Here is a 12,288-nt window from a genome sequence, read left to right on the forward strand (position 1 = left end):
CATCACCCTCTCCATCAGGAAAAACGGTGAATCACAAGACGCCTTCAGTGTCACCTCTCGATTCAGGATTCAGTGGAACTGCTCTATGTTGCTGTATGGTCTCAGAAAACTGCGCCAGGCCCATACCTACATTTTTTAGCCGAACAGGATCTATATCTATATTAAATGTTGCTGGAATTTCCCCAATAATTTGCACCTTTGCAACATCGGGAATTCTCTGAAAACCAGTTTTTATTTTCTTGGCGATCGGAGAAAGACTGGAGACTTCTGGCCCTGTTAGCGCAAAGGTATAACCATAAACATCTGCAAAATCATCATTTACAGATAATGTTCCTCCTTCTGGTAAAGTAGGAGAAACGTCAGCTACTTTGTTACGAACTTTTTGCCAGATTTGTGGAACCTGCTCTTTGGGCGCATTATCATTTAAAGAAACCTGCGTAACACAAAAAGACTGATTACAGTATGTGGAAAGAGTATCTAAAAAATCTATACCACGTAATTCTTGTTCCAATGGATTTATTATTTGTGCCTGCAATGCATCGGGGCTTGCCCCAGCCCATTGGGCCGAAATTGTCATACTCTTTAATGTAAAATTAGGATCTTCAGCACGCCCCAGATTGATAAACTGCCATCCCCCGGCAATGACGGAGATAATCATCAGAAAACCAATAAGTTGAGGATGTTCCACAGCCCAACGAGATGGATTGAATTTTTGAGACATCATGAATGCTCATCCATCTGCACAATTTTTACGAGGTCTTCATGCTGAAGAAGGTCTGGGCCACTTGAAACCACAAGTTGTTCGGGTAAAAGGCCTGTTACAATAGCATCTTGCCCTTTCAAGCTTACAATTGTGATGTTTTGCTCCTCAATATGCTGTTTATTTTTACTCACCACCCAAACAAGGGGCGTATTTTTTGTGTAAAAAATTGCAGTAAGAGGCACACGAACAAAATTTTTTACTTGTTCTGATAAGAGTATAACAAAAACAGAAGTGTTCAATGGTATTGGTAACGGATTTTTTAATGCTAGCCGTGCATGTCTTACTTTTGTATCAGGATCAAAATATGGGCTGATACGCACAACCTCCCCTTTCACAACAATGGGGTGTGTATCTCCTATAATCGTAATTTTGGCTTGCTCACCAATGTTTACGGACTTTGAATCATATAACTCTACGTCAATTTCGGGGTTGCCTGCTGCCATTACAATAATCTCGCTTCCAACCCCGGCTAATGCACCGGGTTGGGCTGAAACTTTTATGATAATTCCATCCTCTGGAGCCCGCACCATGCTTTGTTGTTCTTGGCTTTCAGCTAGTTTTTCGGCTTCTTTTGCAATTTTTTCCTTTGCACGGGCCATAGAAAGAGCTGATTGTCGATCTTTTATTGTGCTTGTAGATAAAGCGCCAATAGTATCCAAACCGTTACTACGTTTTACAAGATCAGAAAGCTGAAGCGTATTGGCATGCGCTGCTTCAAACTCACTCTGCGCTTGTGCCAGAAGAAGTTTTGAATCTGTATTGTGCATAATAGCTAAAATATCATTTTTATGTACAAATTCTCCTTCGCTGACAGAAATACTTTTAATTTTTCCTTCTCGTAGCGTAGAGACAGATATTATATGCTGAGCAGTATAAAAACCTACATATTGTGATAAATTATTATCAGCAGGGACAACCTGAACGGCCTCAACTGGTTTTGGTTGTGGCGCCACAGGTTTACTGTATTTCTCTTTACAAGCACTCATAGATATAAGAGTGGTAATTAAGAAAGCCTTATAGAGCACTTTTGTTTTTTTGATCTGATACCACATAATACTTACAACTATGCACTTGCGCTATTTTGAGAGTTTCAGAGATTTTACGTATTGTGAACATTGGTGCCGTTTGACAACAAGACGCCAAAAAATATAAGAATAATACCTAATATTTGTGAGTAATCTAAACTTTGATTGAAATAGAACCGGCTAATAAGGCACGAAAAAATAATACCCAACCCAGAAGATACACTATAAACAACACTCATAGGCGTAACTTTTAAGGCAAGGGATAGAAAGAGAAACGATAGCACATACCCAACACTCATTACGCAAATTGGGAGAGGTTTTGTAAAATTCTGTGCTTCTTTAAGTGCAGCCGTGCCTATTACTTCGGAAACCACCGTAAAGAATATGTACAAAAACCCCTTCATTGGTCTATCCGTTTAGAATATGTAATTTTTTCAATAATGCTCTGAATATCTTCGTAATTAATGCCATTCAGTTTGTCAGCACCTAATATTTCCCATAATGACAACCCATCTGCTGCTAAGCAGCATAAAATCATTAACGGCGAACTTTCTTCAAAAAGTCCGGTAGATTTTATTGTTTGCCAATAAATGCGCGTCCATTCTTGAGACAATGTATTGTCTGACAGCATGATAGATAGCAACTGGCGCAGAATAATATAGCTTTTATCCTGCGGGTTAGATGCATTACCCAAGCCAATATAGGCACGCGCTGCCCGCCCTGTTGCAACAGGATCTTTTTCCATAGCAGCCTGTATTTCATCCCGAAAAAAATTGAGTTCTCGATGGAACAACCCATCAAGAAGTTTCTCCTTAGAGGGAAAATGATGGAGCAAGCCGCCTTTGCTAACACCCGCCTTTTGCGCAACCAAATTTAGTGTCAGTTTTTGTGCGCTTTCATGAATCAGTATTTCAGCAGCAGCATCCAAAAGATTGCTTTTTACAGATTCCGGATTGTTTGTACGTGTCTTATGGCTTGTCATGAACAAAACATACCGTCCGGACGGTATCTTGTAAAGCCCAAACCTATGGCCCTAAAAAATGGCTAAAAAGTCGGACTTATGATGTGTTGGGTAAAAGGCGCTCCTATTTAATGTGCTCTTCTTGGTAAGAGATGCACATAAGTCCTACACCCTCTCACCAGAAAACATTGTGAAATTAAGATTTCTTCTTTGAAGATACGTTTTCTTTGGATGATAAGGCAGAAGGGAGAGTAGAAATTCGCCCAGCTTTAATTGCTGCACAGAAGGTTTTCCAATCAGCTTTTGTCTGATCTGCATAAGCAACAGAAAAACCCGCAATGGCATCTGCAAAAGCACGTCCTCCACCCAGATAGCCCGCCAAAGTGGCAACATCACCAGAACGCGCATGAGCGCGTGCAAGCGTGCGACCACATAAAAGCGCATAATCTGGCAGACCAATCTGTGCAAATTCTGCCCCAATTGCAGCCAAACGCTGATCTTTCAGCCGGCGCACATAAAACTGACGCTGCCCAACAGGAAGGCTTCCCGTTTCGCCATCTACTTCATCTGTGCCGCTACTATGCGTCCAGCCTAAAAATGCGTCAGATGCTGTTTGCATAATACGTTGCCCTACCACAACGCGTTCACCCTGATTGTGGAATGTCGAGGGTGGAAGATATGGAGCTAGAACAGAAACCTGAGCTTCCTTGATTTGAAGCAGTAAAACTTCATTATCTGGTGTCGAAAATAGGCCTATGGCGCAAAACGTGCCCACACTGCCTACGCCTACAACCTTAAAAATAACATCCTGCAACGTGTAGCGAGAAAGCAGAATGGCACGTTCAGGCGGTTGTGTTGCAATATATCGGGTAAAGGCTGCGCGTATTGCCTCATCCTGTTCTGGCAGACGCACCACCAAGGGCGGTTTTTCTGTTAGGCGTGGTGTACCGTAATCTTCTGCCACAAGGCCAAAATGTGTACGCGCACTTTCCAGGCGTGCATCTAGCAGGTTCTGGACTTTTTTGCGGGCTTGTTTGTCCTGAAAACCCGCAATGGCGGCCGAAAGATCAATGCGTTCTGCCCAGATTTCCAAAGGGCTCATAGGGGCTAGGCGCACCATTTCCTGCGCATAGCATTGCGCCATGCTACGTGCCAGATTACGTGCAGATGCCTCGGAAAACCCAGATTCTCGCCCCGCCAGCACCAAAGAGGTGCCTAAACGTTTGATGTCCCATTCAAATGGAGCGGAAAGCGTTTCATCAAAATCATTGATATCAAAAACTGCACTTCCTTCCGCAGAGGCATAACTGCCAAAGTTGGCCAGGTGGCAATCTCCACAGCTTTGCACTTTTAGACCAGCGGAAAGTGTTCCGGCCAAATCTGCTGCCATAACAGCAGCCGCGCCGCGTAAAAAGGCAAAGGGAGAAACGGCCATGCGTGCATAACGCACTGCTAATAATGCGCTGATTCGATGCTCCCCTTGCGTAACAAGGATAGACACCGGATCTATCCTTGTTTTTGGGGGATGCCATTCTGCCTGTTGGGTACGTGGCGCAATCTTGCGCAATTTTATGCCATTGGCATGGCGAAGGGCGCGAGGAATAAGGCTGGTGGTCTGTGCTGGAAGAGCTGAGATCATAGAACATTTTTAGGCATAGCTCTTAGAGTAAACCAACAACTCAAACGAAAAGCGTTGCAGGTATGCAGTATTCTCGTATCTCTGGCCATATTTAGAGCCAGTGTCTTTTTTAGGAACATACCTTCTCTTTCTGCCGTTCTCTGACAGGCGCATTGTGCCAGACTGGCAACTGGTAGGAACTTCGCAACCAAACATAACGTTTGCCTTGTTATATAAATGCAATACCGGGATAACCCTTTCTATCCCTGATATATTTTAAGTTTTTATCTGTTTGTGGCCTTATGCCTTCAAGGAGCACGCTTTATGACTGAAACACCCCCTCAGACACCCGCAAAATCGCACCCGGTGCTGATAGGGTTAGGTTGTTTTCTGCTGGCCATTATCCTGTTGATTGTATTCTGGTCATGGGATTGGTTTGTACCTTTGGTCAATTCCCGTGCCACGGCAATACTTCACCGCAAGACCACTATTGAGCATCTGCACGTTGCGCTTGGGCGTGTGACAACTATTCGGGTGGAAAACCTTAGGATAGAACAGCCCAAGACCTTTGATCAGGAAAAAGATCTGTTTGCTCAATCTAAGGAGCTAACCGTTTCAGTTGATGTCTGGTCTTACCTATGGCATCACGCGCTTCATATCCCGCTGATAGCGCTTACTGAGCCCAAAGCAGACATTCTTGCTCGCAAGAATGGTGAAAATAATTACACCTTTACGGAAGACGGAAAACCCGCACCAGCAAATAAGAACAAGACGGAGCAGGCCAGCAGCCTTCCTGATATTGGAGAACTGCGTATTACCAATGGTGCACTGCATGTCCGGCATGATCCGCTACAGGCTGATATGCAGATGGGAGTGGAAACCACGCCTCCGCAAGGCAACAACCGCGGATCTTTGCGTCTTACAGCTAAAGGACGTTATGCGCAGCAACCTATTACAGCCCGCTTTGTAGGGGGCACTGTTCTCTCCTTTGTTGCTGATAAGGAGCCTTATCCGGTTGATTTGTTCGTGCAAAATGGCCCTACCACAGCCACGCTGAAAGGGGATGTTGTGCATCCGCTCACACTCAGTGGGGCGCATCTCAAACTGCACTTTGCCGGGCCTGATATGTCTTTGCTGTATCCGCTTACCGGTGTACCCATTCCACGCACACCTGCGTACAGCGTTACGGGAGCCCTAAACTATACGCGCGAACATGTTGTTTTTAAAGATTTTGAAGGCAAAATGGGCACCAGTGATATTGGTGGCACCATTGAAATCAACCCACATGAAAAGCCCATATTCGTACAGGCAGACCTCCATTCCAAACAAGTAAACCTTGTTGATCTGGGAGGTTTTATTGGTGCAAAACCTGACAAGACAAAGGCAGAAGAAAAAGCGGAAGCCAAAAGCAACACGGTGCTGCCAGATACCCCTATCAACATTCCCAAACTGAATGCTGTAAATGCACATGTTACGTATCATGGTGCGCACATCGAAAATCAGAAAGTACCGCTTGATAATATTGACGCCGAATTTTTTGTGACCGATGGCGCCATTGATCTGAAACGCCTGAATTTTGCAGTGGGGAATGGTACTCTGGCCAGCTCTGCTACCCTCAAGCCAGACGGCAAGTTATTTGATACAACCGCGCGTATCGATTTTGCCCGCATTGACCTTTCACGCATTATGCAGGCTACCGCAAATTCAAAAGCCCAAGGTATTATTGGCGGGCATATGACACTCAAGGCGAAAGGTAATTCCATTGCCTCTCTGATGGCCGCAGGTAATGGGGGTCTTACGCTGGTTCTGGATCAAGGGGGGGATATTACAGCCATCTTGCCGAGTGTATTGGGTCTGCAACTGGCTAATGCTGTTCTCAGTGCGATTGGTCTCCCATCCCATACAGATATTCGCTGCTTTATTGCGGATATGCCGCTCAAGAATGGTATTGTCTCAACCAATACCTTGCTGCTTGAAACGGGCGAAGCCCGCACATTGGGTAAAGGCACTATCAATTTCCGCACAAACAAGCTGGATTATGAACTCACCACGCGTTCACAACATCCCACAATTGCTTCGCTACCAGGTGCATTCCATATTACCGGGCCTATCAAATCCCCCATGGTTCTTCCCGGTGCCGAAATTATTGGCCGCGCAGCCGCAGCTACCGGGCTTGGATTTGTTTTTCCGCCGCTTGCCTTGCTTCCAACCATTCAGTTCGGTGTAGGTGACAAATCTCTGTGCAGCCGCGCTGTTCAGGAAGTGAACAGCAATCCTGCCGCCGGGATTGCACCCGGAGCACTCTCTCATGCACGCGGTTCAGTAGGAAAACAAAAGCCTTCCTCCAAGCAAGCCCGCACAACAAACGGCAAGAAACCTGCGCCTGCTGAAAGGCCAAAAAAGGGACAACAAAAGCAAATGACACCTGCCGAAGTGCGGGCCGCATGGGAGGCAAAACTTAAGAACAAGTAATAGGAAACCGCTGTTGATGCAGGGCTCTTCTTCCTGTAAGAGCAAGCCTTATTGATTTTTATTAGTGGCTACGGATCCAAGCAAGCAGCTTGCCCGTAGCCATCGGCAGCACAATCTGTCTTGCGTTCAAAAATTTTGCAAAATTTTACCTTTTGTTTCTGGTAAGCAAAATACAATCAGTAATGCCGAACCATAAGTAAACCCCTGCCCGTTTGCCCGTAATGCCTTAAGTTCTGTCGGCGATGAAGGCTGTACGAATAGAGCTTGTTTTTCATTGTAATGCTCCAAGGTTTTGGTCTTTCTCGTTGCCTTTCAAAAGATGGGTTAGTTCATCAACAAGACAGATGCGGCCTTCTCTGAACTGATAAAAGGCAACAACTTTGATCAGACTTTCCTCACCAGAGGGGTGTGTAATACGTGCTACGTGCACTGTGGCCGCTTTATTACCCTCACACACTATGTGCTGGATATCGATTTCTAGCCGACTAAGGTTGGCACGCAAAGCACGTGTGTGAGTTTGAAAGGCGCTTACGGGAATGCAGTTTTCAGCATGGCGCCAGCGCTTACGTATTCTCAATGCTCAGGAAAAACTGGCACGAGGTGATCATGTTACCCATGTTGCCGCTGCTGTGGGTTACGAAAGCCTGGGGGCATTTGCCGCAGCCTTTAAAAAGAACACAGGATATAGCCCCAGTGCCTATGCACAACGCTGCCGTGCTAAAGCTACTCCCCCAATGTGAATAGAAGCTGCATGAGATGAAGCACGTCTGGATCTCATTATAGCCCCACCATCATGTTTACAAAACAGTTTGCGTGCGTTCATCACAATATCGCGCAAGGGAAACCGGCTCTTGCGTTTACTCTTTAATTCATAAATCTGTTGTACTGAATAATAGCAATGACACGTCTTAGAACGTGCGCCCAAGGCCCTGTCTGCATGGATATTTTTACGAGGTCGATCATGAACTGTTCCGGGGGCATGTAATGAGGAATGAAACGGGCGCAACCACACAGATTCCTCTTCGTAAAATAATAGCTCTTTTTGCTTTAGGTAGTTGTGCGCTTCTGAATATTTATGCCACTCAGCCTATCCTGCCCGATATTGCACGGCAATTTGGCGTGAGCCTGGGGGCCAGCACCTGGACAATCAGTGCCTCCACGCTAGGCGTTGCAGTTGCTGCCCCGCTGGCGGGTGCTATCTCGGATCGCTTCGGGCGCAAACACATTATGGTAATTGCGCTTATCGGGCTGATTGTCACAACCGCTAGCTGCGCTCTGGCATGGAGCTTTGCTGCTCTTTTTTCCCTACGGTTTGCACAAGGGTTACTGGTTCCGTTTATCTTTACCGCCGCCCTTGCTTACATTGCCGAGGAATGGTCGGGGCGTGCCGCAACCACCATAAACGGTGTGTATGTTGCGGGTACGGCGTTCGGTGGGTTCTGTGGCCGATTTCTTGCAGGTGCAGCCGCTGCATTAACGGGATGGCTTTCTACATTTCTTGTCTTTGCTGTTTTGCTTTCTTTCGTGCTTGCTCTTGCCGTGTTTTGTTTACCTACGGAGCGCCATTTCAAACCCAGCCCTTCCCTTTCTGAAAGTTTAAAAAGTGTCATAAAAGGCACGCAGGACTGGCGGCTACTAGCCACCTGTTTTATCGGCGCCAGCTTGCTGTTTCAGCAGGTCACCTCCTTCACCTATCTGAGCCTACGTTTGGGGGCGCCACCGTTCAGCCTGACCTCTCTAGAGGTTGGCGCCCTATTTGTGGTCTTTCTATTGCCAGTCTTGGTTACACCTTTCTTTGGGCGCCTTATTGGCTGGATTGGACGCACACAGGCTTTTCTGCTCTCACAAATAGCCGGAATTGTAGGAATTGTTCTCACACTTCCCTTCTATCTCCCTTCTATCGTGATTGGGCTGGCTCTTTCCTGCATGGCCGTTTTTGCCGGACAATCCTGTGCTACTGGTTACACGGCGCGTCATGCCAAAACGGGCCGGTCTGCGGCAACTGGCCTCTATCTTACCTGCTATTATCTAGGTGGCAGTGTTGGGGCTGTTGTTCCCGCTCCTTTTTACGCGCGTTATGGATGGCTTGGTTGCGCAGCCCTGATTTGTCTGGTTGCCCTTGCCAGTGCTGCACTCGCACGCGCAGCATGGCAAGAAATGGTTAATTGATTAATATGTAAAATTCACGATTATTTACTCATATATAAATTTATTTATTCAGAAACTAATTTTCTTCAAACCTGTTGTTATTAGATAAATGGTGGCTGGCAAAACGACCATTATACGCAGAGCTCTGTTCTTCATGTCGCCCTGCGCCGCTTTCGGAGATATATATGGTTGATATTATTTGCCGAAACAGCATTTTCTTCGATGGCCGTGGAAAATCTCCCGTCATTGCAGACGTTGCCATAACCGATGGCAAAATTACTGCAATCGGTACCCATCTTGAAGCCATACACGGTGCTATCGAGATAGAATGCCAGGGTTTGTGGTTAATGCCAGGATTACTGGATATTCATACACATCTTGATCTGGAAATCGAACTTGCCCCTGAATTGCCAGAAGTAGTACGCCACGGAACCACAACTGTTGTTATAAGCAATTGCTCCATTGGCGTGACGTATGGTCATCAGCGCCGCAATGGTGAAGACCCTATTGTTGATTGCTTCGCAAGGGTTGAGAATATGCCAAAGTCTGTTCTAAGCCGGGTTGCGGATGCCTGCTCATGGTCAGATTCACAAGGTTATCTTCACCATCTGGAAAGCCTGCCACTGGGGCCTAATGTGGTGCCGCTCATACCTCATTCCATGCTCAGGATTGAAGTTATGGGGTTAACCGCATCTATCAGCAGAGAGCCAACAAAGCAGGAGCTTGCCCAAATGGCACAACTTCTGGAAGCCGGTATGTCTCAAGGTTATGCTGGTTTCTCAACCGATGCACTGCCTTTTCATTTCCTTGCCAACACACCAAACAAAAAGAAAAAAATCCCGACCCAATATGCGCGCTTTCCAGAATTATCCCGGCTTACAAATATTGTAAGACGTTATAATCGCGTTTGGCAGGCCACTCCCCCCAAAGACGATATTTTTGCCGCAGTACGCAGTTTTATGCTGACCAGCGGGCGCCTTTACAAACAACCGCTTAAAACAACAGTATTGGCAGCGATTGACCTACAGACCAATCGTTCCGCCATGTACCTTTGCCTTCTACTATCTTTCATTCTGAATTCCCCAATGCTGAAAGGAAATTTACGTTTTCAGGTTTTATCATCATCATTTCGTATCTGGAGTGATGGTGCCATCAATCCGATAGCGGATGAAGTGCCAGAGTTTCGGGTTCTCAACGAACTGGAACTTGATGACCGTCAAGGACGTGGCCACATTCTCAATGCCCCCGCATGGGTCAAAGCATTCCGAAAAATGTGGCTTAAGGGAAAAAACGGTTGGTCTCTTGCCAGAATGTTGCGGAGGCTCCGTTTGGAGGATGTTGTGCTGACTCGGCAACTCAATGACATGATTGTAGCAGAATGCCCACTGACCGATTGGGTTGGAGAAGCGCTGGAAGCCCCTTATCGCAGGCTTCTCAAGTATCAAGCTTCAAATGGTCAGGATGTTTTTCAGCATGATGAAGAAACGGAATTTTTCGCAAGTTTTCCAAACCCAATCAAAGATGATGCAGCATTTTTCCTCCATTTGCTGCGGGCATGGGATATAGATTTGCGTTGGGAAACAACTTTTGCAAACCGTAATGCCAAAACACTCAGAAAGCTCCTGTTTCACAATCAAACCCTACCGGGTTTTAATGACAGTGGCGCACATCTTGCCAATATTGGTTTTTATGATGGAAATCTGCGTGCATTAAAAATTGCACAGCAAGAAGGATTGCAGCAGGTTTCTTGCATGGTTCATCGCCTAACAGAACTTCCTGCAAAATTTTTCGGAATCAATGCAGGATTGGTGTGCCTCGGTGCACAAGCTGATCTTTGTATTATTGACCCTGTCGCTCTTGCACAATGGAACCCAGAAAAAACCTACCACTTCATGTACCGCCCTGAATTCGGATGCAGGCAAATTGTTAATCGTCCAGATGCCGTTGTACGGAGCGTTATTATCGGCGGAAAAGTAGTATGGGATAACGGCACGTATTCAGAAGAATTCGGGAAAACTGCATACGGACGGGTAATCAGGGCAAAAGACCATGCGCAGGAAGGAGGATCTAGGTAACTATTTGATTATGTAGTATTTATTCAGGAATTTTCTTTCTAGAACTGATACTGACAGCAGTTCTGAGCATGTGGCTAAGAAAAAATAAATAAAATAAAATCAATACGTTAGTGCATATAAAAAAATAGTTCCGGGTTAGGAACATTTTTATGTTGCAACCAAAGCAGATACGCTAGAGAATGAGTAATACGATTTTACATATTCGTATTACTGGAGTTCTCACATGCATCTGCTCTCGCCTCTCCGGAAAGCTCTCTTGGCTGGTGTTTGTGCTGCGGCAACTTTTGTCTCAGCCTCCGCATCTGCTGCAACACTGAAAGTTGGTTATAGCGACTGGCCCGGTTGGGTTGCATGGCAAGTTGCCATTGATAAAGGCTGGCTGAAGGAAGCTGGCGTGGATGCCGACTTCCAGTGGTTTGATTACAGTGCCTCTCTGGATGCCTTTTCTGCACACAAGCTTGATGCTGTTATGGCAACAAATGGTGATGCACTGGTAACAGGCGCAAATGGCCACAAGGGTGAGATGATCCTTGTAACAGACTATTCCGATGGCAATGATATGGTGGTGGCCCAGCCGGGAATTACCGATATGCAGGGCCTTAAGGGCAAATCTGTTGCGGTTGAAGAAGGATTGGTAGATCATCTCCTTTTGCTCAAAGGTTTGGAAAAAGCCGGTATGAGCGAGAAAGATGTCAAGCTAGTTAATACCAAAACCAATGAAACCCCTCAGGTTCTGGCTTCTGGCGAAGTTGCAGCCGTGGCTGCTTGGCAGCCTAATGCAGGCCAAGCCTTACATATGGTGCCCGGAGCGCGCCCGGTGTTTACATCGCATGAAGTGCCCGGATTGATTTATGATACTATCGTTGTTGATCCACAGTCCTTGCATGATAACCGCGATCAATGGCAGCGGTTGGTTGGTGTGTGGGATCGTGTTGTTACTTACATTCAGGATCCCAAAACGCAGCCTGATGCCCTACGCATTATGGCAACCCGCACAGGGGTTTCTCCAAACACTTACAAACGCTTCCTAAAAGGCACGCATCTTCTGACACTTTCAGATGATAAAACTGTCTTTACAAAAAAGGATGGTTTGGACTCTCTCTACGGTTCTTCTGCCATCTCTGATGCCTTCAATGTACGTTACGGCGTGTATAAAACGCCGCAAAATGTGGGCAGCTACATTGATCCATCCTTTGTAAACGCCGTGAAATAAGGCTGAGGTAGGA

10 protein-coding genes and 1 pseudogene are annotated in these 12,288 nt (G+C 46.1%); 5 read left to right on the plus strand and 6 right to left on the minus strand.

All coding sequences use genetic code 11. The features are described 5' to 3' along the window. Positions 1-31: 31 nt before the first annotated feature. The 5 genes from FKW19_RS10770 to FKW19_RS10790 all read right to left on the minus strand — a co-directional run bounded on the left by FKW19_RS10770 (position 32) and on the right by FKW19_RS10790 (position 4,388). A complete protein-coding gene (locus FKW19_RS10770) occupies positions 32-724 on the minus strand; it encodes an efflux RND transporter permease subunit (protein ID WP_238331281.1) in 693 nt (230 codons plus the stop codon). Next, on the minus strand, positions 721-1,815 hold the full coding sequence (locus FKW19_RS10775) for an efflux RND transporter periplasmic adaptor subunit (RefSeq protein ID WP_089179017.1): 1,095 nt from the start codon (positions 1,813-1,815) through the stop codon (positions 721-723). Before FKW19_RS10775 ends, FKW19_RS10770 begins: the two co-directional genes overlap by 4 nt. 47 nt (positions 1,816-1,862) lie before the next feature. Beyond that, on the minus strand, positions 1,863-2,192 hold the full coding sequence (locus tag FKW19_RS10780) for a multidrug efflux SMR transporter (protein WP_006115494.1): 330 nt from the start codon (positions 2,190-2,192) through the stop codon (positions 1,863-1,865). Beyond that, entirely contained in the window at positions 2,189-2,770 is a 582-nt protein-coding gene (locus FKW19_RS10785) for a TetR/AcrR family transcriptional regulator (protein WP_089179018.1), read from the minus strand. The genes FKW19_RS10780 and FKW19_RS10785 overlap by 4 nt, the downstream gene beginning before the upstream one ends. 175 nt (positions 2,771-2,945) lie before the next feature. Continuing rightward, positions 2,946-4,388 (minus strand): DUF2252 domain-containing protein, encoded by a 1,443-nt coding sequence (locus FKW19_RS10790; protein WP_089179019.1) that lies wholly within the window; start codon positions 4,386-4,388, stop codon positions 2,946-2,948. A gap of 303 nt (positions 4,389-4,691) precedes the next feature. Between FKW19_RS10790 and FKW19_RS10795 the strand changes: the two genes are divergently transcribed. Beyond that, positions 4,692-6,839 carry an AsmA family protein gene (locus FKW19_RS10795; protein ID WP_089179020.1) on the plus strand — a complete coding sequence of 716 codons (2,148 nt, stop codon included), beginning with the start codon at positions 4,692-4,694 and terminating at the stop codon, positions 6,837-6,839. A 271-nt stretch (positions 6,840-7,110) separates the two neighbouring features. On the opposite strand, the gene FKW19_RS10800 is transcribed toward FKW19_RS10795, so the two are convergent. After that, positions 7,111-7,416 carry a nuclear transport factor 2 family protein gene (locus FKW19_RS10800; RefSeq protein ID WP_089179021.1) on the minus strand — a complete coding sequence of 102 codons (306 nt, stop codon included), beginning with the start codon at positions 7,414-7,416 and terminating at the stop codon, positions 7,111-7,113. On the opposite strand from FKW19_RS10800, the pseudogene FKW19_RS10805 reads away from it, so the two are divergent. The 4 genes and pseudogenes from FKW19_RS10805 to FKW19_RS10820 all read left to right on the plus strand — a co-directional run. Then, positions 7,370-7,579, plus strand: a pseudogene (locus FKW19_RS10805) (helix-turn-helix domain-containing protein); the annotation flags it as partial. The gene FKW19_RS10800 and the pseudogene FKW19_RS10805 overlap by 47 nt on opposite strands. A 244-nt stretch (positions 7,580-7,823) precedes the next feature. Further along, a complete protein-coding gene (locus FKW19_RS10810) occupies positions 7,824-9,008 on the plus strand; it encodes an MFS transporter (RefSeq protein ID WP_089179022.1) in 1,185 nt (394 codons plus the stop codon). Positions 9,009-9,172: 164 nt separating this feature from the next. Next, the gene (locus FKW19_RS10815; RefSeq protein WP_089179023.1) at positions 9,173-11,062 is read left to right on the plus strand and encodes an amidohydrolase family protein; all 1,890 of its coding nucleotides are present in this window, start codon (positions 9,173-9,175) and stop codon (positions 11,060-11,062) included. 223 nt (positions 11,063-11,285) lie between these two features. Then, positions 11,286-12,275 carry an ABC transporter substrate-binding protein gene (locus tag FKW19_RS10820; RefSeq protein WP_089179024.1) on the plus strand — a complete coding sequence of 330 codons (990 nt, stop codon included), beginning with the start codon at positions 11,286-11,288 and terminating at the stop codon, positions 12,273-12,275. Positions 12,276-12,288: the final 13 nt, after the last annotated feature.

This window comes from Acetobacter sp. DmW_125128, from assembly GCF_008704325.1.
Taxonomy (GTDB): Bacteria; Pseudomonadota; Alphaproteobacteria; order Acetobacterales; family Acetobacteraceae; genus Acetobacter; species Acetobacter oryzifermentans.

What these genes read in the sequence shown, in the direction of transcription:
- FKW19_RS10770 (WP_238331281.1), bottom strand. Translation starts at nt 724, where the DNA reads ATGATGTCTCAAAAATTCAATCCATCTCGTTGGGCTGTGGAACATCCT.
- FKW19_RS10775 (WP_089179017.1), bottom strand. Translation starts at nt 1,815, where the DNA reads ATGTGGTATCAGATCAAAAAAACAAAAGTGCTCTATAAGGCTTTCTTA.
- FKW19_RS10780 (WP_006115494.1), bottom strand. Translation starts at nt 2,192, where the DNA reads ATGAAGGGGTTTTTGTACATATTCTTTACGGTGGTTTCCGAAGTAATA.
- FKW19_RS10785 (WP_089179018.1), bottom strand. Translation starts at nt 2,770, where the DNA reads ATGACAAGCCATAAGACACGTACAAACAATCCGGAATCTGTAAAAAGC.
- FKW19_RS10790 (WP_089179019.1), bottom strand. Translation starts at nt 4,388, where the DNA reads ATGATCTCAGCTCTTCCAGCACAGACCACCAGCCTTATTCCTCGCGCC.
- FKW19_RS10795 (WP_089179020.1), top strand. Translation starts at nt 4,692, where the DNA reads ATGACTGAAACACCCCCTCAGACACCCGCAAAATCGCACCCGGTGCTG.
- FKW19_RS10810 (WP_089179022.1), top strand. Translation starts at nt 7,824, where the DNA reads ATGAGGAATGAAACGGGCGCAACCACACAGATTCCTCTTCGTAAAATA.
- FKW19_RS10815 (WP_089179023.1), top strand. Translation starts at nt 9,173, where the DNA reads ATGGTTGATATTATTTGCCGAAACAGCATTTTCTTCGATGGCCGTGGA.
- FKW19_RS10820 (WP_089179024.1), top strand. Translation starts at nt 11,286, where the DNA reads ATGCATCTGCTCTCGCCTCTCCGGAAAGCTCTCTTGGCTGGTGTTTGT.